The 24785-nt window shown below is 57.0% G+C and carries 20 protein-coding genes; 5 read left to right on the top strand and 15 right to left on the bottom strand.

Going from position 1 to position 24785, the window contains the following annotated elements; translation table 11 throughout:
- Positions 1-2: 2 nt before the first annotated feature.
- On the top strand, positions 3-998 hold the full coding sequence (locus BJF91_RS00390; protein ID WP_075612514.1) for an ATP-binding protein: 996 nt from the start codon (positions 3-5) through the stop codon (positions 996-998).
- The gene (locus BJF91_RS00385) at positions 995-2869 is read left to right on the top strand and encodes a TniQ family protein (RefSeq protein WP_075612513.1); all 1875 of its coding nucleotides are present in this window, start codon (positions 995-997) and stop codon (positions 2867-2869) included. Before BJF91_RS00390 ends, BJF91_RS00385 begins: the two co-directional genes overlap by 4 nt.
- A gap of 202 nt (positions 2870-3071) precedes the next feature.
- Here the strand turns inward: BJF91_RS00385 and BJF91_RS00380 are convergent, their stop codons facing one another.
- From BJF91_RS00380 to BJF91_RS00330, 11 genes are all read right to left on the bottom strand, one after another.
- Positions 3072-3737, bottom strand: a complete 666-nt coding sequence (locus BJF91_RS00380; RefSeq protein ID WP_075612512.1) for an aspartate/glutamate racemase family protein — start codon at positions 3735-3737, stop codon at positions 3072-3074.
- 179 nt (positions 3738-3916) lie between these two features.
- On the bottom strand, positions 3917-4885 hold the full coding sequence (locus BJF91_RS00375) for an ABC transporter ATP-binding protein (protein ID WP_075612511.1): 969 nt from the start codon (positions 4883-4885) through the stop codon (positions 3917-3919).
- Between the two features lies 1 nt (position 4886).
- Complete coding sequence (locus BJF91_RS00370) at positions 4887-5945, bottom strand: ABC transporter ATP-binding protein (protein WP_075612510.1); 1059 nt, start codon at positions 5943-5945, stop codon at positions 4887-4889.
- On the bottom strand, positions 5942-6832 hold the full coding sequence (locus tag BJF91_RS00365) for an ABC transporter permease (protein ID WP_075612509.1): 891 nt from the start codon (positions 6830-6832) through the stop codon (positions 5942-5944). The genes BJF91_RS00370 and BJF91_RS00365 overlap by 4 nt, the downstream gene beginning before the upstream one ends.
- Positions 6833-6835: 3 nt before the next feature.
- A complete protein-coding gene (locus BJF91_RS00360; RefSeq protein ID WP_075612508.1) occupies positions 6836-7789 on the bottom strand; it encodes an ABC transporter permease in 954 nt (317 codons plus the stop codon).
- 79 nt (positions 7790-7868) lie between these two features.
- Positions 7869-9434 carry an ABC transporter substrate-binding protein gene (locus tag BJF91_RS00355; protein ID WP_139310546.1) on the bottom strand — a complete coding sequence of 522 codons (1566 nt, stop codon included), beginning with the start codon at positions 9432-9434 and terminating at the stop codon, positions 7869-7871.
- 532 nt (positions 9435-9966) lie between these two features.
- Entirely contained in the window at positions 9967-11247 is a 1281-nt protein-coding gene (locus tag BJF91_RS00350) for a hypothetical protein (protein WP_139310539.1), read from the bottom strand.
- 73 nt (positions 11248-11320) lie between these two features.
- Positions 11321-11974, bottom strand: coding sequence for an ABC transporter ATP-binding protein (locus BJF91_RS00345; RefSeq protein ID WP_075612506.1), 654 nt, complete (start codon positions 11972-11974; stop codon positions 11321-11323).
- 1 nt (position 11975) lies between these two features.
- Positions 11976-13193: a hypothetical protein gene (locus BJF91_RS00340; RefSeq protein ID WP_075612505.1), complete on the bottom strand. Its 1218-nt coding sequence runs from the start codon at positions 13191-13193 to the stop codon at positions 11976-11978.
- Positions 13194-13464: 271 nt separating this feature from the next.
- Positions 13465-14436 (bottom strand): glycosyltransferase family 2 protein, encoded by a 972-nt coding sequence (locus BJF91_RS00335; protein WP_075612504.1) that lies wholly within the window; start codon positions 14434-14436, stop codon positions 13465-13467.
- Positions 14436-15662, bottom strand: a complete 1227-nt coding sequence (locus BJF91_RS00330) for a glycosyltransferase family 4 protein (protein WP_075612503.1) — start codon at positions 15660-15662, stop codon at positions 14436-14438. Before BJF91_RS00330 ends, BJF91_RS00335 begins: the two co-directional genes overlap by 1 nt.
- A gap of 210 nt (positions 15663-15872) precedes the next feature.
- Between BJF91_RS00330 and BJF91_RS00325 the strand changes: the two genes are divergently transcribed.
- Positions 15873-17498, top strand: a complete 1626-nt coding sequence (locus tag BJF91_RS00325; RefSeq protein WP_075612502.1) for an ABC-F family ATP-binding cassette domain-containing protein — start codon at positions 15873-15875, stop codon at positions 17496-17498.
- A gap of 13 nt (positions 17499-17511) precedes the next feature.
- On the opposite strand, the gene BJF91_RS00320 is transcribed toward BJF91_RS00325, so the two are convergent.
- Positions 17512-18396, bottom strand: coding sequence for a MurR/RpiR family transcriptional regulator (locus BJF91_RS00320; protein WP_184412893.1), 885 nt, complete (start codon positions 18394-18396; stop codon positions 17512-17514).
- Between the two features lie 307 nt (positions 18397-18703).
- On the opposite strand from BJF91_RS00320, the gene BJF91_RS00315 reads away from it, so the two are divergent.
- Both BJF91_RS00315 and BJF91_RS00310 read left to right on the top strand, forming a co-directional pair.
- Positions 18704-20803 carry a TonB-dependent siderophore receptor gene (locus tag BJF91_RS00315; RefSeq protein ID WP_407639846.1) on the top strand — a complete coding sequence of 700 codons (2100 nt, stop codon included), beginning with the start codon at positions 18704-18706 and terminating at the stop codon, positions 20801-20803.
- Positions 20804-20960: 157 nt separating this feature from the next.
- The gene (locus BJF91_RS00310) at positions 20961-21827 is read left to right on the top strand and encodes a DUF6030 family protein (RefSeq protein WP_075612500.1); all 867 of its coding nucleotides are present in this window, start codon (positions 20961-20963) and stop codon (positions 21825-21827) included.
- Between the two features lie 173 nt (positions 21828-22000).
- Here the strand turns inward: BJF91_RS00310 and BJF91_RS00305 are convergent, their stop codons facing one another.
- From BJF91_RS00305 to fliG, 3 genes are all read right to left on the bottom strand, one after another.
- A complete protein-coding gene (locus tag BJF91_RS00305) occupies positions 22001-22444 on the bottom strand; it encodes a hypothetical protein (protein ID WP_075612499.1) in 444 nt (147 codons plus the stop codon).
- A 5-nt stretch (positions 22445-22449) separates the two neighbouring features.
- Positions 22450-23535 (bottom strand): flagellar biosynthesis protein FlhB, encoded by a 1086-nt coding sequence (flhB, locus tag BJF91_RS00300; protein ID WP_075612498.1) that lies wholly within the window; start codon positions 23533-23535, stop codon positions 22450-22452.
- A 183-nt stretch (positions 23536-23718) separates the two neighbouring features.
- Complete coding sequence (gene fliG, locus BJF91_RS00295) at positions 23719-24780, bottom strand: flagellar motor switch protein FliG (protein ID WP_075612497.1); 1062 nt, start codon at positions 24778-24780, stop codon at positions 23719-23721.
- Positions 24781-24785: the final 5 nt, after the last annotated feature.

Below are 24785 nucleotides of genomic sequence, written 5' to 3'. Positions count from 1 at the left end.
TCATGATCAATAAGGTTGAGGAACTTCGCGCGCTCCGTGTCCGCGAGAGCAGCCGTATCGTCTCTACCCCGCTGACCAAACATCTCCGTGTTCGAATCGAAGAGTTCTGGGAACACGCACAGGATTGCCTGGCAGGAGGCGGCAGCCGCCGCCGCACCCTGGCGATCATCGGCGAGTCCGGCACCGGAAAATCAACAGCACTCAAGCACGTGCTGGATAGCTTCGACGAGTTTAAACCTTACCGGAACGAGCACAACGAGACGATCATCCCGATGCTGAGCATCGAGGTCGAGTACACGAATACCCCTAAAGACCTGGCAATCCGCATCCTTCGCATGCTCGGTGCTGATGGCAGCTACCGTTCGAATGAAACTGTCCTTTACGACGAGCTGAAGAACCAGCTCCGCGCCTCTGGAACCATCCTCCTCCACCTCGACGAGGCGCAGCACCTGAAGAAAGGCGGCTCCTCCCACGCGGTTATGGGCCTTAAGGATCGCTTCAAGAGTTTCTTGGTGATCGAAAATTGGCCCCTTCACCTGATCCTGAGCGGGGTCGAAGATTTGTCGGACCTGTTCACCGGTGACCAGCAAATGCCCAACCGGTCGAATGTTATGCGTTTTGATACGCTGTCGGCCCCGGCTGACAACAAGCGTGTTCAAGAAATTCTTGCCGACATCGCTGCCAACTGCGGCCTGAAAGTCGACAAGGCTCTGACGACTGAGGACTTTCTTGGGCGGCTTGTGAAAGCGACGGGTGGCGGCATCGGTACCCTGATTGAAATGGCGCGTGCAGCTTGCTTCAAGGCCCTATCCAAAGGTCATGCGGCGGTTACGGCTAAGGACTTTGAATTCGTTTACGGCCGCACCTCCGGCAGCCTGCCTTCTGAAAACATCATTACGGCGAAGGCTTGGGTCGATCTTGATCGCAGCAACGCTCTCATCGATCTCGTTCCCAAGCAGGTAGAACCCAAGCGCTCCAGAAAAAAGGCATCGAAATGACCCTTCGCGTTACCTTGAACTACCATGCTGACGAAACCCGCCTGAGCTTGGTATCCCGTCTGGCACTCGCCAATGGCTATCGCTCCATGCAGGACTTCCTGTCGCTGAACGCAGTCAACGCCGCAGCGTTCGAGGCGGGTAATCTTAAGGCTGTCGAACTGCTTTCGAAGTGGTCAGGCGTCGACGTTTCCTCGCTGTCGGGAAACGACCTCAAGAGTGCAGGCGGCGGTAGCAACTGGAGGCTCGGATCAGTCCTGATGAACAAGGAGATGCGGACGGGGCCTCATCATCGCTATTGCCCGAAATGCGTTGTGGCAGATTTGCGCGAGGGAACCGGCCGACCGGCCACGCGCCCGTACGTCCGGATCAACTGGATGACGCGGGCAATCCAAACTTGCGCGCACCATGGCTGCAAGATCATGGAGAAACCGGCGGTCACACGGAGCCTGGGCGATTTTTCAAGGTTTGTGGCTACCAACCTTACCACCATCGAACATGAGGCGACGATGGCACCAGTTGGTTCGAGGAGGATGGATATTTACATTGGCGACCGTATCGCGAGCAAACCTACCAATGCCTTTTTGGACGGATTCGACGGCTATGTTGCGCATGACCTGTGCCGCTATTTTGGAGGTTTCGCACACGCGCACGAGAAAAACGACCAAGATGCAGTGGCCGACACAGCCATTGATTTAGTCGAGAAGGGATTCGACATCGCCGCTGCAGGTGCGGATCGCATTGAAACGGTTATCGCGAAAGCGGCCTCTTCGGAAAGGCCGCTTTCGCGAGAAATGGGAGCATTCTTTGGCGAGTTGCGCCCATGGTTGCGCCGAAATCGGAAAAAAGGGGAATTCGAGAAGGTTGTGAACCTTTTCCAAGAGATCGCAGAGAGATACCTGCCCATTGGGAAGGATGACCTGTTCGTTCTTCCTACACGGCAACGCAGGCTTCATTCGATCCGCTCTGCCAGCATTGAATTTGCGATGGATGAAGAGCGCGTTTGCAAGCTGCTGATGAAGGCGGGCCTGTTGGAGCAATCGAAGCGTAGTGCTGGTCGACTCTATTTCGATGCGCAGAAGGGTCATGAAGTTTTGGCCGATGCTCTCGACACGATGACGTCAACAGAGGTGGCAGGCGTTTTGGGCATACACGTCAATCAGATGCGCGCCATCTTCGAAGCCGACCTCCTGCCCCGCGCCGGAGATTCCGAAGACGGCGTCCGCGTCTTTTCACGCGTTCGCCGGTCGGATTTCGAAAAGTTCGCACTGAAATTGCAGGCCACCAGCGCCAACGAAGCCGAACACCTGCGGCTGTGCAAATTTGCAACCGTTGTGCAGACTACGTTCTGCACAACGCTTCAATTCGTTGAACTTGCAATTGATGGCAAGCTTGGAAGCCTTCGCCGACTTGACGACACCGGGTTGATCTCGGGACTTGGCGTTGATGTCTCGGAGATTAAAGCTATCCTAGTTCGCAATCGAAAGCACGCAGCGGAGGAACACGACATCCCGCTTTTTGATCCTCTCGACCCGGACCCAAAGCTCCTGAATGCTGAGCAGGTCAAAAACCGGCTATCGACTACAACATCTACTGTCGCGGAGCTTCTTCGCCTGAACCGGCTTGAAGTGATCGACGGCTTCAACCCATCGATTCGTCGGACTCAGAAATACTTTGTCGCGCAGTCCGTCCAGGATTTTATCGACAAGCATATTTCGCTCACTCAGTATGCTCAGCAATCCGGAAGGTTCGGTGCCGCACTCCGGATGGAATTGTCGAAATTGGGCATCGAGCCAGTTTATGAACCCACTGCCCGTAACGCCCGATTCTACCGGAAACGCGACCTTGAAAAGCTGGGTCTCTTGGCAAAATAGCAGGTCGTAATATCGCAAATCAGAACAAAGGCTCGCTTCGGCGGGCCTATTTTTTTGTCCTGCAGCAAGATGCGGACAAATCTATTGGAACGGTCGACCCATGGCACCGTAGCACTCCGCGTGAAACATTAGTGAAATCAATGGACGATCTGGCGTTAGCGATGAATCAACGGAGCGCAGTCACTTAGGCGGCGGCTGTGTGCTAGCTGGCGTTTGTGTGGTCATTTATCATACGAATCAGGCTCTTAACCGCAGAGGTAATCGGCGCGATGATGGGGATGGATAGCTCTCTGCGGAGTTCAGAGGCCGCCTCGCCCAGTGGCCCGCCGCCAATGATCACCACCTCCGCCCCATCCTGGTCGACGCATTGCTTTGCGGCAATTGAGAGTGCAGCTTTTAGCTGAATAGGATCTCTCGCGAGGGACAGGGGATCGCCTTGGGTCAATCTCGTGCCGGTGAAGAAACTGCTCGCCTTGAGAGCGGCAGCTTTTTGGCTGAAACTTGCAACAAGATCCGGGGTGACCGTCGCGATGCCGAACCGCTGACCCGCTTCTACAGCCTGCAGAACGCTTGATTCGAAGAGGCCGCAGACAGGTATATCCAGCAGTTGCCGCAGGTCTTCGAGACCGGGATCTCCGAACGCACCGATGATGATACCGTTTGTGCGTGGAGCTGCGGCCAACCCCATGTCCTTGACGCTTGCGACGGAAGCAGCAAGCTGCAAGCCATTCAGGATCATGGGCACGCCTGATGCCGCGGTCATTCCGTCAGCCGTGATCCCGGCCGGCAACAATCGGCGCACGATACCCGTCATCATCGCGGTCGTGGCGTCCGATGTGTTGGGGTTGATAACAATGATGTGCGTCATGATGCTTCCGAACTAATGCATAATTCCTTGAGCTGGAATCGATTTCGGGAAAAAATTATGCAGCAAATTTAAAGTCCTACAGTATCATATGTGCGTTTGATAATACGCACGATGCTTTAGGACAAGTGTGGCTTAATACTGATCAGCCTGGAATTGATGTCTGGGTTGTCCTCGTTTGTTTAGGCATATAGGGCACAAGCGACCTTGCCGGATCGTTGCGTCGAGACCAGCGATGGAACAGTAATCCCGCAAGCCTCTGTCACATGGGCGCAGCGAGGCGCGAAGGCGCAGCCGGTTGGCAAATGGGCTAGGTCGGGCGGCGCGCCTGGAATGGTGATCAATTGGTCTCTGCCATTCGCACGTTCCACGCGCGCGTCGAGCAAGCCCTTTGTGTAGGGGTGTTTCGGATCGCTGATAATCTCTCCGACGGGGCCTTCCTCAACGATTCGCCCCGCATACATGACAGCGACACGGTCGGCGACCTCGGCTGCGACACCGATATCGTGGGTAACGAAGATAACGGATAATCCATACTCCTTCTGCAACTCACGGATAAGAAGAAGAATCTGGATCTGAACGGTTGCATCCAGCGCCGTTGTCGGTTCATCAGCGAGAAGGACTTTTGGGGTGCAGGCAAGCGCCATGGCGATCATCGCCCTTTGCAACATCCCGCCTGACATTTCGTGCGGATAGTTCTGCAGTCTTCGCTGCGGAGAGGGAATGCGGACCTTTTCAAACAGCGCGAGCGCGCGTGCGGCGGCCACTGCACGGGACACTTTTTCATGACGCCTGATCGTTTCCTCGATCTGCGTCCCAAGCGTATAGACCGGGTCAAGGGCGAGCCGCGGTTCCTGAAACACCATCGAGACGACAGCGCCGCGCAGATCGGCGAGTTCGCGCGCCGAAAGGGCAGTGACATCGCGCCCGTAGACATCCATCGATCCTTCGATCCGCGTGCCCTTCGGGTGCATGCGCAAGAGCGAGCGCATCGTCACGCTCTTGCCGGAGCCGGATTCTCCCAGAAGTGCAACGATCTCGCTGGCTTTGACCTGGAGGTTGACGCCATTGACGGCCTTGACTGGGATCGGCCCACGGTTGAACGTGACGGATAGATCCCTGATATCGATTGCCACATCGGATTGTACCATCTCAGGCCTCCATCGCAGTGAGCGCGCGGCCATGGCCGGAGCCTGGAACACACATAAGACATGCGGCGCTTTGAACGTCAGATACCCCGGCCAATGCAGGCATTGTCTGGCTGCAGACGGGCTCGGCGAAACTGCAGCGCGGGTGAAAACGGCAGCCGCTGGGCGGGTCGATCGGATTGGGCGGATCACCAAACAATGGCGGCTCCTGCGTACGCTCTGCTGGGTCGATTTTGGGCATGGAGGCCAGAAGTGCCGATGAATAAGGGTGCTTGGCATTCTCGAAAATCGACTGCCGGCTGCCAACTTCAGCGATCTTGCCGAGATACATGACCATGACCCTGTCGCACATGAAGCGCACAACGTTGAGATCGTGCGAGATGAACAGATAGGTCAGGCCGAAGTCGCGCTTCAGATCGAGCAGCAGGTTGAGAACCTGCGCCTCGACCGACTTGTCGAGAGCCGATACAGCCTCATCGAGAATGATCAGCCTTGGCTCTAGGGCCAAGGCGCGGGCGATGTTGATGCGTTGCCGCTGCCCGCCGGACAGTTCATGAGGATATCGCCCGGCAAAGCGGCTGGGTTCGAGCCCAACCCGATGCAAAAGGTCATGGGCACGCGCAATCGCCTTGGCTGCGGGGACGCCATGCACTTGCGGTGCAAAGGCGATCGTCTCCTCGATGGTCAGCCGTGGATTGAGCGAGGCATAGCTGTCCTGAAACACCATCTGCACCTGCCGTCGATACTGGACAAGCGGCAGCGTGCCGCCGACCGTTTCCCCATCGAACAGGAGGTCGCCCTGGTCCCGGACGATGAGGTTCATCAGCAAACGGGCCGTTGTTGATTTGCCGCAGCCACTCTCGCCGACAACACCCAGGGTTTCGCCCTTGAGTATATCGAAATCGATGCCATCGACAGCGCGCACCACTTTCTTCGGTTGAAAGAGACCAGTGCCTTTGACGGGAAAATGTTTCAGCAACCCACGAGCGGAAATGAGAGGCTGCGCTGGTCCGCCTCGGTCGCCAATGCCGATCGTCTGGCTGTAGGGGGAAACACCACTCATGATTTTACGTCCATGGCTGCGCGTAGTCCGTCGGAGAACAGATTGAAGCAGACAGAGGTGATAAAGATCATCACGCCCGGCAGGGCGGCGACGAAAGGATTGGTGTAGATCGCCGTTCGCAGCGTATTCAGCATCAGGCCCCATTCGGCATCGGGTGGGCGCACACCAAGGCCGAGGAATGACAGGCCAGATGCCAGGATCATCGATACGGAGATCAGGCTGGTTGCAAAGACGAAGATCGGGCTTAGAACATTGCCGAGAATGTGGACGCGGATGATCGTGTGGGCGGGCGCTCCGGATGCGCGCGCGGCATCCACATAATCCAGTTGCCGCACTTGGGTGGTGACGCTTTCAGCAACCCGGGCGATTTGCGGAATAAAGACGACGGTCAGGGACACAAGGGCATTGGTTAAGCCTGAGCCAAGCACGCCGGACAGTGCAACGGCCAGCAGCACGGAGGGGAAGGCGTAGAACACGTCGATCGTGCGCATGATCAACGCATTGGTGATGCCGCCCACATAGCCGGCGATGATGCCGATCGTCGATCCCAAGACAAAGGCGACCGGAACGGGAATGACGCCCATGACCAGCGAAAGGCGCGCGCCGTAGATCAGCCGGGACAGCATGTCACGGCCCAACTCGTCGGTGCCGAGCGGAAAGCCGGGCGTGCCGATAGGTTTAAGACGGCGGATAACGCTGCCTTTTGCCGGGTCATAGGGGGAAAGATAGGGGGCGAAGATTGCCATGAGCACGAGAAGCAAGACGACGCCCAAAGCCGCCAGTGCCACCGGATTGCGACTGAGCCGCCGCAAGACGCCCTTCCAGAAACCAGGTGATTTGAGGATAGGAGGCGCTGACGCTTCAAGATCTGCTGTGATCGCGGCCATGGGTTAGCTCCTCTGAATACGCGGATCGATGGCGCTCTGGAGCACATCAACGATCAGGTTCAACATGACGAAGAACATGGCCAGCACCAGGATCGTGCCCTGAAGGATTGGCAAATCTCGGCTGAAGATTGCTCCATTCAGCAGGAACCCGGTGCCGGGCCATGAAAAGACGGTCTCGATCAGGATTGAACCGCCCAGTAGATAGCCAAGTTGTAGGCCCATGACGGAAATTGCCGTCGGAGCGGCATTGCGCATGACATGGCGCATGATTTGCCGGCTCATAAGTCCTTTCGCAGCGAGCGCCTGCGTGAAGTCCTGAGACAGAATTTCTGCAACGAGAGAGCGGATCGTCCTGACGATAATGCCCATCGGAATGACCGACATAGTCACGGCAGGCAGGATGAGATATTGCAGGTAATCCCAGCTGAAGCTACGCCCGGCCGACCCTCCTGGCCCCCCGCCCATGGCCGGCAGCCAGCCGAGCGTGACCGAGAAGGTGATCGTAAGAACCATGCCGAGCCAGTAATGCGGCACGCTGACGCCAAGCATGGCAAAGCCGGAGGCCAGTCGGTCGATCCAGCCATCTCGGAACACGCCGGCAAAGAAGCCCAGAAGCGAACCGATCGTGAAGCCGATCATCATTGCCGCGACGGCCAGGATGATTGAATTGACGGAGGCATCTGCGATTTCGCCTAGCACTGGCCGTCCTGACGCAATCGAGACGCCGAGGTCGCCATGCAGCGTGCGCCACGCCCAAAGAGCATATTGCACCGGCAAAGGTCGATCGAGGCCGTAGAGGGCGCGCATCTGGTTCTGCATGTCGATCGACGCATCGGATGGAAGGATTGCCGCCAGCGGGTCGCCTGGAGCTAGGTGGATCAGCATGAAACAGACAATGCTGACGCCAATTGCCACGGGAATGACATGCAGTAATCGTTTCAGGGCATAGACCAGCATGAGCTTCTCTTGTGCGATGGTTCTTAATGTGCCGTTGGCTGCGCGTCGTCAGCGGGGCGACGCGCAGCCAAACGCTGGATCAGGGCTCCATGCTTATGGTCGAGAAGTCTTGAAACCAGTTTTGAGCCTGCACGAAGCCCTTGACCTTTTTCGTCATGGCGCGTGGATTGACGTCGTGTGTCACCATCAGGAACAGCGCGTCGTTGACATACTTTTCGTGAATCTGCTGGAGAACCTTGTCTTGTTCCGCCGCGTCGAAGGTCGTGCGGACCTTATCGAACATCGCGTCCATTTCCGGGTCGCAATAATAGCCCCAGTTCGTGCCAGCAGGTGGTGCGAGATTACATTGGGATTGGCGGATCAAGGCCGTAAAGGGATCTTGAATGAAATAGCTGTAGTTAATTGCGGTCGCGCCCTTGGCGCTCGGATCTTTCGCTCCGGCGCGCCAGATATTAATGACGGTATTCCAGTCGGCCACCTCATATTCGATCTTTATGCCGACTTCAGCGAGAGTCTGCTGAATATATTCGTTCATCTGCAATGGCAGCATCTGCCCGGAACCGGAGGAGGAGATGATGACTTTCGTGGTCAGCGGCTTTTCCGGAGTATAACCGGCTTCTGCCATCAATTTCTTGGCTTCTGTCACATTGTAGCTCAGTTTGAACGTCGGATTGCCGAACCACTGATGCCCGGGCGGTAGATAACCCTGCGCTGGAATGGACAGGCCTCCGAGCAACTCGTTCAAGCCATCGCGGTCGACTGCAAGATTTGCTGCCTTGCGAATGCGAATGTCGTTCCAGGGAGAGCCCTCGATCCGCGAAAAATGCCAGGTCCAATTGTGAGGATAGGAATTCGTGACGATCTCGAACCCAGCTGCCTTTAATGATTTTACGGAGTCTGGCGCTGGTGCCTCGATCCAATCGACCTGGCCGGATCTGAGTGCCGCGACGCGGGTATTGGGCTCCGGCAACGGAATGAGCACCAGCTTATCAAGCTTTGGGATTCTGTTCTTGTCCCAATATTCTTTATTTGGCGTCATCTCGACGCGCTCGCGCGGCGTGAAGCCATTTTCGATCTTCCATGGCCCTGTGCCGGAGGGCTTCTGAGCCACCGCATACCAGTTCTTGCCCTGCGCTTCCCAGTTCGCAGGTGAGGACATCAAGATCCAGCTGATCTGGTAAGGAAGGGTGGCGTCCGGCGTCTTCGTGGTAATTTCCACTGTCAGCGCATCGATGGCCTTGTAGGACGAGACGGCAGGAATGCGAGACTTTCCTTGGGCAGACTGCCGCTTGTCAAACTGCGGTGCATCTGCCTTCAACAGCTTGTCGAGGTTCCAGACCACGGAATTTGCGTCGAAGATGCTGCCATCGTGAAACTTCACGCCCTCGCGCAGCTTGAATGTCCATTTTGTCTTGTCGGACGCATCAACGCTCCACGATGTTGCCAGACCCGGGACCAGAGCAGAAGGCTTGTCCGCACGCGTCAGGTCCCATTCGATCAGCGCGTTATAGACCGTATAGCCCATAAACCGCTGACCCTCGCCCCCCTGGTCCGTTTGGCCAGTCGTGAGGGGAATGTCGGATGCCGTCATGCCAATGCGCAATGTCCCTGCGGCTGAAGCGATCTCGGCGCTCACTGTGAGCATTGAAACGGCTGCTGCGCAGGCCAACGCTAACGTGCGAAATCGTGCACGCGAGGGAGTATGTTCAAACCTGTCCGTCATGCTGTCCCCTTTTTTGGTCGCCATCCGCCCGAGGCGTTATGGGAAAAGAGACGCATGTTTTGTGCCATTTTGCATGTGGTGCAGCTTGGCGGTCGAATTTATCGCTTATGTCGGGCAATCGCGGGACAGGCTGGTTGCGGCCAGAAACCTGTTACGCGCGAGCTGCCTTGCCGTAGGCACATGCGCGAGCGTCATGCACAAAGCACGTGCAGGAGTTTGTTTAGGTCAGCTCGACAATACGCGCGATTGCATAAGCAATTCAACGAAGAGGAACGATCACAAATCTTGGCCGCTGATGGAGGAGCCGTTCAATTCACATTACAGCATTGTACTCTTATTTAAGGATATCTTAATATACTGTAGCGCTTTAAACGTACTGGATAATTTTCCCCTTAAATCGATTCCGAGTTAAGGAATTATGCAGCAGTCGTTCCATCGCACTGGATTGGGACGTTCAATCCAGCTTCTTGCGGATAAACAGCACCGTGCCACAGGCTGCGCCGCAAAGAGCGGTGAAGGCTAGCAGGCTGAGGAACAGGTTCAGCGTCACACGGGGATATTTGTCGGTATCCGGCACCGTCGCATCGGTGAAGGTATCGACATAGACGAGTTGCAGCGAGCTGACGAGCTTGACCTTCTCGAGATCGCTGATCGCCGCTTTCAGCCGGCTTTCTGCCATTTTGACGTCGAGATTGAGCTTGTTGAACATGCTGGAATAATCGGCGAGATTGCCTTCGGAATCTGCCGCAGTTCCTGCTGTCTTGGCGCGTAGGTCTTTGGCCTGTTCTTCAAGTCCTGCAATCCGCCGATCGATTTCGGACACCTGTGGCGCACTTGCACTAACGCTCTGGGCCAGCGCCATCCGGCGGCTCTTCAGGTCGGCTATGCTGGATTCGATATTCGTGAGCACGGTGATGATGCTGGTCGCCGACATATCGACATCGAAGACGCCGGTTTTGTTCTGGGTGTCGCGCAGCTTGCCCCTGAGGTCGCTGACTTCCTTGGTTGCGTTATCCACATCCCGCTGCGTCGAGACCAGCAGATCGTTCCACATGCCGGCGCTGAGTTGGTTGACCTGCTGTTCGCCCAGTTTGAGTACTAGGTTCGCCAGATCATGCGCTTCCTTCGGCGTATAGGCCGTCACTTCCATTTCAATGATGCCGCTCTTGGTATTGACCGAGGCGGAATAGTGTTTTTTCCAATATTTCAGGGTGTCGTCCTGAGTGGCGTCGGTCTTAAGCCGCGAAAGCCTATCGATATCGTCGCGGCCGTAGATGTGGCGCAGATCGACATGCTTCTCCAGGTCCTGGATGATTGCCGGACTGGAGAGATAGTTGAGCAGGATGGCCGTATCCTGAATGATCTTAGCCTTGGGCTCGACCGAATCGCTCGAATACCGGTCCCGTGACAGATAAGGAACCGATGAACGCACGATGAAGCGCACCTCCGAGGCATAGCCTGGACTTGCGATAAAGGCGTAATAGAGCACACTTGCACTCATCGGCAGCACTAAAGTCGCGCCAATGATGATCATCAGGATGATGGAAAACACCTTATCGCGGGTGCGGGGCGCGAGGCCAGCCAAACGGTAGAGATTGCGCCGGCTTCTGTTTTCGAATGTCAGCGCACGCGCATAGGAACTCAGCGCGGAAGCGAGCCTCTGGCTGCGCGCCAGCGCCGGAGGCAGCTCGGCCTGCAGCGATTTGGTCTCTTGCGTCACAGTCTCTTCCGACACGGCATCCACCTGGTTTATCAACGTCGTTTCATCAATCTCTTCGACCCCCTTGGACAGGGTGGTCTCAGAGCTGTTAGCGGTTCAGCCGCATATAGGTTGCGATGCCTTCTTCGACATTGTCGAATTGCATCATGTGCCCATCAATCAAAACCACGACAGCATCGCAATAATCCTTAATGGTATTCATGTCGTGGGAAATCATGATGACATCCGATTTTGCACGCCGCGCCATGAAGGCCTCCCTGCATCGCCTCTGGAAATTCGAATCGCCGACCGCAGTGATTTCGTCGACCAGATAACAGTCGAATTCGATCGCCATCGACAGACCGAAGGCAAAGCGGGCCGCCATGCCCGACGAATAAGTGCGCAGCGGCTCGTTCAGATAGCTGCCGATTTCGGCAAACTCGGCAACGAACCGCAGCACCCGATGAAAATCCTCGCCATAGGCACGCGCGACAAATTTCAGGTTTTCCTTGCCGCTTAATTGGTGATTCAAGCCGTTGGCAAAGCCGAGCGGCCACGACACCCTGACCTGGCGACGAACTCGACCTTTGTTCGGCAACTCGGCGCCCGATATCAAACGCATCGTCGTGGACTTGCCCGCGCCGTTGACGCCGAGCAGGCCGTAGGAACGACCAGATGCAAAATGCATTGTCTGGTTGCGCAGGATAAACTTGCGATGCGCCGCCGTCTTGTAGAATTTCGTGACGTTGTCCAGTGTAATCATCTCAGACCCTGTGATCCTCGATCGACATCCAGATCAGCGTGGCGGTCATCCAAAGCGTGAACAGGCCGGCGGTGAGAATGACCCATTCGGAGAACCGGTCTGGGTATTTCGATTTTTCAGGTGCGTGGGAGTCCGAAAAGATCGAAACGAAGGTGGTTCTCTTCAGGGCCGTCGATTTTGCCGTATCGAGGTTCTTCACATTCGCTTCGTAAAGCGCCTGGGTGACGATCCGGCGCGTTTCAAGTCGGGAAAATTCGGTAAGACTGCTGGAAAGCTGCGTCTGGTCGCCGCCCGTATCCTTGCCCGCCATACTGTTCTGACGCAGCTGGATCTGATCGTCCAATGCCTGGATCGACCGGCGCAATTCGCGTCCGCGCGCCGTATTATCAGCCTTTGCGGCCTCAAGTGACTTCAGGTCGACCACCAGTTTCAGTTTCTGTTCCGTCAGTTTCGAGATGATTGCGCTCGTCATCTTGGCCGAGGAAACCGGATCGAGAATACCGGTCTTGTTCTGATATTCCCGCAGGTCGTCGAGCGCCTTGCGATAGTCTTCGAGGCTGCTCATCATGTCTTTCTCGACCCTGCCGACCAGATCGTTTTTCGCCTTGTCCGAGATCTTGCCGATCATATCATCGGCGGCGGTCAAGGCTGCCTTGGATATGGTTACGGAGTCCTCGGGCGAAAAGGCCCGCACGGTGAAGATGATGATGCCCGAGGGGCCGTCGACATAGGTATCGACATGGTCCGACCAATATTTGTGTAGATCCTCCAGGGAGGCGTCGCTTGACAGCCGCGACAGCCCGTCGATCCCGCTCTTTAAGAAGAAATCGCGCAGATTGATTTCCGCATCGAGCTTTCGCACGATCTGTGGCGACTTCAGATAATTGGCAACGATATAGGAATCCTGAGTCAGCGAATCGCCGCCGATCACCGAGCGGCCTTCGCGCTGTTCTGAGGTGTCAAACCGCTCGCTGACGCCGATTGTGCGCACCACCATGCGGGTCTCGGAAATATACTGACCGCTGGCGATCAGAAAGTAATAGACAGCAGCGAACACGCTCGGGATCAGAACGAACGTGATGAGTGAGTTCTTCTTGGTGAAGATCAGACCGAAAAGCCGCTTTGCAATCCCTTGACCAGATTGCCCGGAAGCTCTTCCGGGGCCTTTCCGGCCAATCGTCTTGGGGTCATGAACGGCATAGCCGACTTCGAGGCTCATATTTCGGTCCTGTTGGAGCAAGTCACACGGGCAGATGCTCTTAATCTGCAGATCATAGACTTTTGCTCATATATTCACAATTACCGTATCGGAACCCGGCAGTAAGGGCACCTGATTTGTCCAGGCCGCTGGCCTAACGACAAACGGGCCAGAATTTCCATTCCAGCCGCTTTAACATACAATCATAACGATGGATATTGACGTAAGATATGGCCGCAACGTGGCATGGGCCAAATTCTGATTCGAGAGCCGGTCAATGTGCCGTGAGCTGTCAGGATTTGAACAGTCTTTGATCCAGCGACAGACGATTTGCCAATGAGACCGGTAGTTTTTCGTAATTGGCGCCCAGGCAATGGCCGGCAACAAGCGAGATGCGCTGGCCGGCGCGCTCCAGCCTATCCTTCAAGGTGACCTTGCCATAGACCGGATCGAGCTGCTGGCGCCAAGCCTGCAAGGTGAACTTGCCCATGGCTGTCAGCGCCTGGCCGATATTGGGCGAGAGGCGATAGCCGAAATAGCGGGTAAAATTACGTGATTCGTCAAAGGCACGGCGCAACTGCTCTACCATGCTGTAATCGTGCGAGTGATACACTGCCGCGTCCGGTGCGTAAGCCTTCCAGTAACCGGCCTCGATGATCGACCGTGCCCAGAGCTGGTCCTCGGCAAACTCGACGTCTGGATAGGGAAAGCGTTCCCAGACCGACTTGCGCATCAGCGAGTTATTGTCGGAATAGAAATGCAGCAACTGCCGCCAGCCCTGGTCATTGGCATAGCGGTCCGGATCGAGATCCTTATAGACCGTCAGCGGATGCTGCAGAAAACCGCGGAAATGCTGATCGAGATCGCTTTTGGTGAAGGGTGAGGCATTGGCATAGGCGGTATGACGGCCAAAGACACCGGCAATCCGCTCGTCCGTTTCAGCCGTGGCCACCATGCCGGCCAGCCAGTGCTCATCGACCGGCTCGGCGTCGTGGGTGAGAAAGGCGACGAAATCGGCATCGGCTGCCGCAACGCCGAGATTACGGGTTTTGCCATGGCCGAAATCCTCAGCTGCAATCTCGATCAGCTGTACCCGGTCCAATCCTCGCAAATACTCCCGAGTGCCGTCGCGCGAGCCCGAGTCGATTGCGATGACCTGGTAAGGCCAAGGCGTGTGCTGGCTGAGAACCTTGTCCATCACTTTTGGCAAAACGGACATGGCGTTCTTGGTGGGAATGACGACCGCGCAACGATAGCTTGCCATCACACAGTCTCCCGACCAATTGTTGTCTGGCCTGCAGCGGCAACAGCGACCCGTTCACGAATGGCGGTCTCGACAAGCCTTGCGGACCGCTCCCAGGAGAGATCCTGGACGTAAGCGAGGCCGCCAGCCCTTAATCGTTCCTGTTCCTGTGGTTGGGCGAGCAATTGCTCGATTCGGTCGGCGATGCCTTCCGGCGTCGGTGTGGCAAAGGCCATGGCATCATCGGGGAAGATCGAGCGGACCGTGTCGAGGTCAAGGTCGATGACCGGCAGGCCACAGGCCATCATTTCCTTATTCACCAGCGAATGGTTGGTGGCGGAAAAGACCACGCCAACCGTGGCCTCTCGGTAGAGATCGGCAAGTTCCGGCCCGGTCAGAACGCCGAGGTCACGATAGGGATAATCCACCTTCAACTTGCCGAGCCGCCAGCCGAAGAAATCCACTTCAAAATCAACATTGCGCTGCTTGAGGATTTCGAGCGCCAGGAAGGCCAATTCCACAGCCCGCCGTGGCGTCACATAGCGGGCGTAGAGCGCAATGCGGTTGCGCCGACGGGGCTGATGATTGCCCGAGCCGAGGTTATAGACGCTGCCGTCGTAGGCGAGTGGCCAGGACGTCGACCAGCGGCCATATTGTTGCACCATGCGTTTGTGCAGCCAATCGCCGGCGCACAGACAGTCGAAATCGAAGTGATAGGTCGCCTCGGTCAACAGTGCCTCGGTGCCGGACGGATAGAAGGACGGTTCGTAATCCTGCACGAAATAGAACTTGCGGATGAAGCCGCCCATGGCATTGACGGGGTAACAGGTGAAGCGGTCGGTCGCGATCAGCGCATCGCCTTCGGCTCTTGGCGTGTCGCCTTTGAAGAACTCAACCGAGCCGGATAACGGCTGAAAATGTTCGTTGATGGTCCGTCGTGCTTCCTCGTCCGTCTTGTGGACGCTCGGATTTTGAATGAGAAAGCGGACATCATGGCCGAAGCGCTCAAGATGGCTGGCGATCCGGAAAATCGTCATATGACCTCCGGCCCCAGGCGTGAAGTCCGGTATCACCCAGGTGATACGCAGTCGCGAGGGGTTCATGCTGGCGACTGGCGCGGGCCCGCCGGCTGCGCCGTAGCTGATGAACGATTTCAGGTCGGTGATGCGGCGCTCGATCGGCCTCCTCTTGTATTTTGCCGGCCAGAGAAATGCCCGGATATGCCGGAGTATGGTCGCGAATTGCACTCAGGTAATCTCCTCGAGCTTTCCTGCGAAGGGCCAGCGTACGGTAAGGGTTGATTGCTTTTTCGTCTACGGTCGGCCAATGTCAAGCACTTCGCCGTCCGCCGAAGAGGTTCGATCCTGGCTGTCATTGAAATTGGGAATGAAAAAGGCGACACGGGATAAAAGCCGTGGCATAAGGCGCGCGAAACCAATTTCCCGGGCCGAGCCGACATGATCCGTATTGAAAACATCTCCAAGCAGAACAGCCACCGCCTTCTGTTCATCGAAGCATCCGCCGCCCTCAACAAGGGCGAAAAAATCGGGCTGGTCGGGCCGAATGGCGCGGGCAAGACGACGCTGTTTCGGATGATCACCGGCGAGGAACTGCCCGATGAAGGTCAGGTCTCCATGGAGAAGGGCGTCACGATAGGCTATTTCAACCAGGATGTCGGCGAGATGTCGGGGCGTTCGGCCGTGGCTGAAGTGATGGACGGGGCAGGGCCGGTCAGCACTGTCGCTGCCGAGCTGCGCGAGCTTGAGGCCGCCATGTCCGACCCTGATCGCATGGACGAGATGGATGCGATCATCGAGCGCTACGGCGAGGTGCAGGCGCGCTACGAAGAGCTGGATGGCTACGCGCTCGAGGGCCGTGCCCGCGAAGTGCTTGATGGCTTGAGCTTTTCCCAGGAGATGATGGACGGCGATGTCGGCAAGCTGTCGGGCGGCTGGAAGATGCGCGTGGCCCTTGCCCGTATCCTGTTGATGCGCCCTGACGTGATGCTGCTCGACGAACCGAGCAACCATCTCGATTTGGAAAGCCTGATCTGGCTTGAAAGCTTCCTGAAAAATTATGACGGCGCCCTGCTGATGACCTCTCATGACCGCGAGTTCATGAACCGGATCGTCACCAAGATCATCGAGATCGATGGCGGCTCGCTGACCAGCTATTCGGGCGACTATGCCTTCTACGAGGGCCAGCGAGCCCAGAACGAGAAGCATCAGCAGGCGCAGTTCGAGCGTCAGCAGGCAATGTTGGCCAAGGAAATCAAGTTCATCGAGCGGTTCAAGGCGCGTGCCTCCCATGCCGCCCAAGTGCAGAGCCGGGTCAAGAAGCTGGACAAGATCGATCGGGTCGAGCCGCCGCGCCGGCGCCAGGCCGTCGCCTTTGATTTCCTGCCAGCGCCGCGCTCGGGCGAAGACGTCATCAATATCAAGAATGTCCATAAAGCCTATGGCAGCCGGACGATCTATGAGGGGCTGGACTTTATGGTGCGCCGGCGGGAGCGCTGGTGCATCATGGGCATCAATGGCGCGGGCAAATCGACTCTTTTGAAGCTGGTGGCTGGTGCCGCCAAGCCCGATGAGGGTACGGTCAATATCGGCGCCAGCGTCAAGCTTGGCTATTTTGCCCAGCATGCCATGGATGTGCTTGATGGCGAGAGCACCGTGCTGCAATGGCTGGAGGAGCGTTTTCCGAAGGCTGGTCAGGCACCGCTTCGGGCGCTGGCGGGCTGTTTCGGCTTTTCCGGCGACGATGTCGAAAAGCGCTGCCGGGTGCTGTCGGGTGGCGAAAAGGCGCGGCTGGTCATGGCCGCCATGCTGTTTGATCCGCCGAACCTTTTGGTGCTGGACGAGCCGACCAACCATCTCGATCTCGATACCAAGGAAATGCTGATCAAGGCGCTGTCGGCCTATGAAGGCACGATGCTGTTCGTCAGCCATGACCGGCATTTTCTTGCGGCACTGTCCAACCGTGTGCTGGAACTGACGCCCGACGGCATCCACCAATATGGTGGCGGCTATAGCGAATATGTGGCCCGCACCGGCCAGGAGGCACCTGGCCTGCGCGCTGCCTGACAGCCGGAAATCTTCAAGTCCGCTTGTCGGGCCGCAGCGCGCTGCGAAGGTCGACAAGCCTGTCCAAAGCTTCGAGCGTCCGCTCTGGCGCTAGCGCCGAAAGCGCCAAGGCCAGGGTCTCGATCACGACGAGCGATGGCGCATGCAGCGCCACCTGTTCGCTTTTTGCGCGTGGAATGACCAGGCAGGCGCTAGCGTGTTGGCGCAGCACGCTTTCGGCTTGGCCGAGCACCAGCACCAATGGCACATCGAGGCGCTTGGCTTCCGAAATCACCGTCATCGCTTCGCGATGCGGTCGGCCATGCAGCAGCATGATGACGACATCGCCGGGCGCCAGGGTGAGCAATTGTTCGGCCAGCGAGATGCCTGTCCGGTCGAGCGCATAGGCGGGAAAGCCGGAGCGTGACAGCAGCCTTGCACCGTAACCGGCGATGATGCCTGATGCGCCGATGCCGAACAGGCCGATGGCGCTGGCCTTCGCCATCAACTGTGCCGCCTTGGCAAGGGCAGCGCGATTTTCCGGCTTGCTTAAGGCGTTCAAGGCATTGCGCTGATTGTCCAAAACGAAATTCACTGCCGCATCGCTGCTGCCGCTGATCTCCTGTGTGGTCGCGGCCATTTTCTCGATGGGCGAATCGGTCGCCCCAAGATGGGCCTCCAGCGTCTGCTTCAGGTCGAGCAATCCGCGAAAGCCCAGTGCCTGGATGGCGCGGATGACGGTGGCGTCCGAGGTGCCGGTGGCAAATCCGATTTCTAGCGCCGATTGGCTGAGCACCGCATGGCGATGGCCGTCGATATAATCGGCCACGGTCAAAAGCCCGGGCGACAGCGTATCGCGCCGTCGGGCCAGCCGCTCGCCGTATCGATCAATCCGCCGCGCTTTTCCTTGCCTGCTCATCGCTGGCCGCATCCTTCCTCTGTAGTAGTCGCCAGCAGTCGCTATCCGCGAGCGGAAATTTCAAGATTTTTCCCTTGAAAACCTAGTCAAGCGAGGCGATTTCTTCGCCTTCCCGCTGGTTTTACGGCCGTCTATCCTATCGCCATCTCGTCTTTAAAGTTGACTACTACATTCATCAATTGGAAAAGCCCAGCTGACAGGCATTTTCAGTCATATTTCAGGGGTCGGCGTGGGGCGAGTGGCAAGAGAGCGGGATGTTGTGGTGAAGCTGAGCGCCAATGTGACAATGGTGCTGGTCATGGGCGCAATGGCTATGCCGGTTTGGGCAGAAAATGGTGCAGACAGCGCGGCTGGCGGCTCTAGCGAGACACAGTTGCAGACCATTACCGTGAACGCCAAACAATCGACGCGCGGTTATCAGCCTGTCTCCACCAGCACGGCAACCCGAACGGATACCCCGCTTCTGGATGTGCCGCAGGCGGTCAACGTGGTCAGCGGTGACGTGTTGAGAGATCAGGATGCCCGCTCGCTTGGCGATGCGCTCGGCAATATCTCCGGCATCACCCAGGCCAATACGCTTGGCGGTACGCAGGATGCTGTGATCAGGCGTGGTTTCGGCGACAATCGCGATGGCTCGATCCTGACGGACGGGCTGAAGACGGCGCTGCCCTTTTCCTTCCATGCCACGACTGACCATGTCGAAGTGCTGAAAGGGCCAGCCTCGACGCTTTATGGCATTCTTGATCCTGGCGGCATGGTCAACGTCATCACCAAGAAGCCGGAGAACGTTTTTTCCGGCGAGGCCTATAGCAGTTTCTCCGCCTATGGCGCCGGCAAATATGGCGCGACGTCAGGGCTCGACGTGACCGGGCCGATAGCGGGCACCGATCTGTCCTACCGCTTCATCACCGAGGGCCAGAATAGTGATTACTGGCGCAATTTCGGCGACACGAAGAAATGGATGGTGGCGCCGTCGCTGACCTGGAGCGGCGAGGATACCGATGTCACCGTCTCCTATATGCATGACGACTACAGCGTCCCCTTCGACCGTGGCACGATTTTCGATCTGAAAACCGGTCAAGCCGTCGACTTGAGCCGCCGCACTCGGCTGGACGAGAGATATAACATCACGGACGGCAATTCGGATCTTGCCAAGATTTCGATCGACCGGCAGGTGAGCGACGATTGGAAACTGTCGCTGAACTATGCCTATAGCCGCAACGAATATTCCGACAATCAGGCCCGCGTCACAGGCTATAATCCGACATCAGGTGCCGTGACTCGTCGCGCCGACGCCACGCAATATTCCACCCTTTACAATCACGCCCTGCGTGCCGACCTGACCGGCGATGTCGAGATCGGCAGGTTTGAGAACGATCTTCTGTTCGGCGCGTCCTATGACTACAGCGATACGCTGCGCACGAACATGCTGCGCTGTGCCAACAACAGCAAATTCAACATCAACAATCCCGTCTATGGCACGCTTGCGCAATGCGCCACCGTCTCGGCCGCCGATAGCGATCAGACGGAGCAATTGTCGACGGCCTCGGTCTATATGCAAGACAGCCTGCATCTGACCGATCAATGGATCCTGGTCGGCGGGCTGCGCTATCAATATTACGACCTCTATGCCGGTAAGGGCCGACCCTTCAACGCCAATACCGACAGCAATGGCGGCGCGCTCATTCCCAATGGCGGCATCGTCTATAAGCTGACACCGGAAATTTCCTTTTATGCCAACGCGGCAAGGACGTTCCGGCCGCAGTCGTCGGTTTCTAGCTACTATGGCAATCTCGATCCGGAGGAGGGGACATCCTACGAGATCGGCAGCAAGTTCGAGTTGCTGGAGGGCGTCAGCGCCAATATCGCGCTGTTTTCCGCCCGCAAGAACAACGTCGCCTACTCGGAAAATATCGGCGGTGAAAGCGTGGTGAAGACCGCTGGCCTGGTGCGCTCGCGCGGCGTCGAGATCGATGTGGCCGGCCAGTTGACCGACCATTGGGAAGGGATCGCCAGCTATGGCTATACAGATGCCAAGGTGCTTGAGGACCCCGACTATGCCGGCATGCAATTGCCCAATGTCGCCCGCCATACCGGTGCGCTGTCACTTGCCTATGATTTTGGCGAGATCGGTCCGGATGGCAACAGGCTGAAGATCGGCGGTGGCATCCGCGCCGTGGGGCGTCGGGCGGGTATCAACAACAACAGCTATTTCCTGCCAGGATACGGCATTGTCGATCTGTTTGCCGCCTATACCTTCAACTTCGAGCGGCCGCTGACGGTGCAGGTCAACCTGAAGAACATTTTCGACAAGACCTATTATACGTCTTCAATCGGCTCGACCAATTACGCCAACCAGATCGGCGAGCCCTTTAATGTTACCGTCAGGGCCAGCGTCAAGTTCTGATCAGCCTGATGTTTAACGAGTTATGCAGCATGTTTGACGATTACCGACCTGCGAGGTGGGTTTGGTGAAACGTGACAGGCCGCAAGGCCGTTATCGAAGGGTTCCTCTCCTTGAATTTTATGGCATAAGCCATGGGTGAAGAAGACCGGACGGATGAATGCAGCAGCCCAAATCCCGTTCCGGCCGCCCGAGGCCGGATAACAGCCTTGAAGCACGCCGCCTGCGGCGGCGGGGCTTGCGTCTTGCTGTCTTTATTTTTCTGATTTTCTGCCTGGCAATTGTCATCGGCGTGCTGACCTCCGATAAGCAGCGCCGTATGCATGCCTTGATTGCTCGCATAGCCGAATTTCTTCCGGGGCAAACCGAAGAGGAGGCGGAGCCGACGCTGTTGCGCGGCAAGCGGCTGACGACAACCAAGGTGCTGGTGCCGGCACGGTTTTTCGAGAGCCCGCGCCTGCTCGATGTCGCCGCACCGGTTCGTCAGTTCCGCGTTTCCGGCCAGACCCTTTGCTCCGAGATCAAGGCAGCAGGTATTGGTACAAGCGAATGGGTACAGAATCCGTTTTCGCCCGATATTTTCAACTGTATAGCTGAGACCACCCTACCGGCGACCAAGCCGGATGGCGATGCGCCGTCCTTCTTCATGGTCGTACGTGGCAATGCCGATGGCCGGATTACCCAGATTCGTCTGAAGGTCATCGAAGTGAAATCCAGCCGTGAGATCTGGCAACGCTATGACGCGGCCCTTGATCTTATCTTGAAAGCCAGTCGATGGCCGGATTTTGCAGCTGAATTTGATCGGTTGCGCTCGCTTGACCCATTCGATGCAAATCATTTTGGTATCGGGCTGAAAATGACGCGCGAGTTTATGGGGCCGGAGCGCTACAATATTATTTTCATGCCGGAAGATGATGGAGAGTTGCAGCGGCGCACGCGGGCACAGCTGGATGCGCGACAGAGTCTGAAGCAGGCGCCCCTGCTGGCTAAACTATGGCCACGGCAAAACCTGGGCATCCGCCGCTAGTGCATTCCGGTAAAGTATTTTTCCGCTTTCGTTCGGAAGGTTGCATGAAATGAAAACGCTTCAGGGTTTTCTGAGACCCTGAAGCGCTTCGATAAAGCCTAAGCTTTTCCTGCAATTTAAGGATGTAAGCGCAAACATCGGCGGTTGAGATAAGGCTCACAACTGCACGTCTGTTACATCACGAAGCTCGGTGCAGGAAGATTGGGTACGAAGCGCGCTTCGTTGATCGACTGCGCCAGAAGTGCCGTATTTTCATGCGGATCGGCTGACGGATTCTTGAAGGAAATATGGTTGATTTCAAGCCCGGCATGGTCGTGGCTCAGCGTCAGTTGTGCATAGATGGTAATGTCGCGCGGCTTGATTTCGAGATCCAGAACCACTTCCGGCGTGTCGCCCCAGTCGAGTTTGTATTCGCCGCCGGCACCGAAATTGACTGTCCCGGGATGAAAATACAGCTCTGCAGCGGAAGACACGAGATCAGCAATATTACCGAAGAATTCAAGCCGGATCAGGGATATTAGATCCGCTGCATCCAACAGCCGCAGTTCAGAAGCAACCGGGCTGATGGCTTGCGCCACTATTTGTTCGCGTTCCGATGTATATTCGCATTTTTTCATGTTCTTTAGCGTAACCGCCTCTTCTTTTTGCTTTCCTCAGCGTACAGCCGTTGGACTATTTCTGCGACAGCTTTGTAAAATATCGGTGGAATGACACTATCCACTGAGACTTGCGCAAACATGGAGCGAGCGAGAGGCGGATCCTCAAAAACCGGAATATTGTTTTCCTCCGCAATTTCACGGATTTTCAGGGCGATCAGGTCCTGGCCCTTGGCCAGCACGATGGGCGCATCCATTTCGTTGCGCACGTATCGCAGCGCCACGGCGAAATGGGTCGGATTGGTAATGACCATGGTTGCGCGCGGCACGTTGTTCATCATACGTCGACGTGCCTGGTCACGCTGGGCTGATCTCTGGCGCGCCTTGACCACAGGGTCGCCCTGCGACTGCTTGTTTTCGTCTTTCACTTCCTGCCGGGTCATGCGCAGTTTCTGATACCAGTGATATCGCTGCCAGCCGAGGTCGGCTGCGGTGAGCAGGCCCGTCGAAAACAACACGATGATCAGCATTTCCCGCACGATGTCGTTGAGCTTGACAAAAATGATCTGCGGATCGGACAGCATTGCATCCAGCGTGCCGAAATACTGGCTGCGCATCGAGATGAACATGATCACCGCAACGATGATGATCTTGAACAGCGATTTGCCGAATTCGATCATGCCCGGCAGGGAGAACATCCTCCCGAGGCCGGCGATGAGCGACAGACGCTCCGGCTTCGGTGCGATTCGATCGAGCACGAAGCTGGGAAGATGCTGGGCAAAGGATTGAGTTAGGCCAAGTATCATGAACAGTAGCAGCGCTGGGCCGAGCATTGCGGCCATGGCCCAGCCGAGATGCACGAAGAGCGAAATCACGTCGGTGCCGGTGCCGATCACCCATTGATCCGGCTTTTCCATGAAATCCTTGAGGGTCTGAAACAGTTTCGAGACGCCCTGGGGCATGAAGAATACGAAGTAGATGTAGAAAGCGAGTGTCGTCGCAAACAGCGGCGCTTCTCGCGAAATCGGTAGATTGCCTTTTTCGGCCGCGTCGCGAAGTTTTTTCTCCGACGGGCTCTCGGTTTTACTCTCCTGGTCCTCTTCGTCTGCCATGGCGGGACCTCGGTCGGTTAAGGAAAGCGTTGCGCATTGCCTTTGCGTCAAAGACAAAAGGCCGGAAGCGAAAGCTTAACGCTCTCTCTCCCAGCCTTCAACTTATTCGCGTCGATCCGACCCCGGTCGACCGGCTTGTCAACAGTCCCGTAGGACAGATGCGGCCATTCGTCAGCCCCGGCCTCAGGCCGCGGCAGTATCCTTGCCGCCTTCGCCGCCCTTATCCGCGTCCGGATCCTTGAGCTGGATCTGGCCGGCATTGGCAAGGCGGATGGCTTCCTGGGCCACGGCCCGACGGGCAATGGCGATTTCGCGCGGATTGATGCCGACGGTGCCGGCCTGCAGATCCGATTCGATCATGCGGCGCGAGCGGGGGCTGATGGCCGAAAGCACGGATTCGCGGATTTCCGACGAAGCGCCACGCAGAGCCATGGTGAGAATGTCGCCGGAGATGTCGTTGAGCAGCATGACGCGGCTGCGCTGCGGCATGACAAGCAAATCTTCGAACAGGAAGATCTTCGGGCGTACCTTGGTCGCGGCTTCCTTGCTGATCGATTCCAGCGATTCGAGCAGCGTGTCGACCTGGGGCTTTTCCAGTTCGTTCATCAGTTCGGCCACCTTGGCGGTGCCGACCGAGTTGCGCTCTGCATCGATCTCGCTGATCAGTTCCACGACCCGGTTTTCAATGATCTGGGCAGCTTGTGGGCTGACATTCTTGAGGTTGACGGTTCGGTTCATGATGTCGGCGCGTCGGCTGTCGGGCAGCTTGATCAGCACCTTGGCACCAAAAGACGAAGGCAGCATCGACAGGATATAGGCAACTGTCTGCGGATGTTCGCGCAGCAGGAACTGGGCGATGAAATCGGGGTCTGCGTCCTGGAGGCGGTCCCAGATGGAGGTTTCGAAAGCCTGGAACGCCGTACGCCGGCCAAGAAGTCCATCGACTTCTTCCGGTGTCAGGCCTTCCTCGAGGATTTCCTCAATGGCCTTGGCATTGTCCATCAAGCCCGCACCTTCGGTGAACAGGTCTTCGAATTCGGAGACGAGTTCCGCCAATTCGTCTGGCGGAATGGTCCGCAGCGTCTGGGCAGAGTTGATGATCATCTGCAATTCGGCCTGCGTGAAATACTTCAGCAGCTTGCCGGCAACACCCTTGCCCATGGCAAGAAGCACGGCTGCCGCCTTGTCTGCCTGGCTGAGCGGTCTGCCCGCCACTGCTCCGCCGAAATCGTCAAAGTCCATCATGGTCT

The sequence above is a fragment of the Gillisella taibaishanensis genome (assembly GCF_001938985.1).
Classification (GTDB): domain Bacteria; phylum Pseudomonadota; class Alphaproteobacteria; order Rhizobiales; family Rhizobiaceae; genus Allorhizobium; species Allorhizobium taibaishanense.
Note: the sequence above shows the minus strand (reverse complement) of the source record. Positions and strands in the feature narration are given on the sequence as shown.

Coding starts and splice junctions, on each gene's coding strand:
- BJF91_RS00390 (WP_075612514.1), top strand. CDS start 3: ATGATCAATAAGGTTGAGGAACTTCGCGCGCTCCGTGTCCGCGAGAGC.
- BJF91_RS00385 (WP_075612513.1), top strand. CDS start 995: ATGACCCTTCGCGTTACCTTGAACTACCATGCTGACGAAACCCGCCTG.
- BJF91_RS00380 (WP_075612512.1), bottom strand. CDS start 3,737: ATGACGCACATCATTGTTATCAACCCCAACACATCGGACGCCACGACC.
- BJF91_RS00375 (WP_075612511.1), bottom strand. CDS start 4,885: ATGGTACAATCCGATGTGGCAATCGATATCAGGGATCTATCCGTCACG.
- BJF91_RS00370 (WP_075612510.1), bottom strand. CDS start 5,945: ATGAGTGGTGTTTCCCCCTACAGCCAGACGATCGGCATTGGCGACCGA.
- BJF91_RS00365 (WP_075612509.1), bottom strand. CDS start 6,832: ATGGCCGCGATCACAGCAGATCTTGAAGCGTCAGCGCCTCCTATCCTC.
- BJF91_RS00360 (WP_075612508.1), bottom strand. CDS start 7,789: ATGCTGGTCTATGCCCTGAAACGATTACTGCATGTCATTCCCGTGGCA.
- BJF91_RS00355 (WP_139310546.1), bottom strand. CDS start 9,434: ATGCTCACAGTGAGCGCCGAGATCGCTTCAGCCGCAGGGACATTGCGC.
- BJF91_RS00345 (WP_075612506.1), bottom strand. CDS start 11,974: ATGATTACACTGGACAACGTCACGAAATTCTACAAGACGGCGGCGCAT.
- BJF91_RS00340 (WP_075612505.1), bottom strand. CDS start 13,193: ATGAGCCTCGAAGTCGGCTATGCCGTTCATGACCCCAAGACGATTGGC.
- BJF91_RS00335 (WP_075612504.1), bottom strand. CDS start 14,436: ATGGCAAGCTATCGTTGCGCGGTCGTCATTCCCACCAAGAACGCCATG.
- BJF91_RS00325 (WP_075612502.1), top strand. CDS start 15,873: ATGATCCGTATTGAAAACATCTCCAAGCAGAACAGCCACCGCCTTCTG.
- BJF91_RS00320 (WP_184412893.1), bottom strand. CDS start 18,396: ATGAGCAGGCAAGGAAAAGCGCGGCGGATTGATCGATACGGCGAGCGG.
- BJF91_RS00315 (WP_407639846.1), top strand. CDS start 18,704: ATGGCTATGCCGGTTTGGGCAGAAAATGGTGCAGACAGCGCGGCTGGC.
- BJF91_RS00310 (WP_075612500.1), top strand. CDS start 20,961: ATGCAGCAGCCCAAATCCCGTTCCGGCCGCCCGAGGCCGGATAACAGC.
- BJF91_RS00305 (WP_075612499.1), bottom strand. CDS start 22,444: ATGAAAAAATGCGAATATACATCGGAACGCGAACAAATAGTGGCGCAA.
- flhB (WP_075612498.1), bottom strand. CDS start 23,535: ATGGCAGACGAAGAGGACCAGGAGAGTAAAACCGAGAGCCCGTCGGAG.
- fliG (WP_075612497.1), bottom strand. CDS start 24,780: ATGATGGACTTTGACGATTTCGGCGGAGCAGTGGCGGGCAGACCGCTC.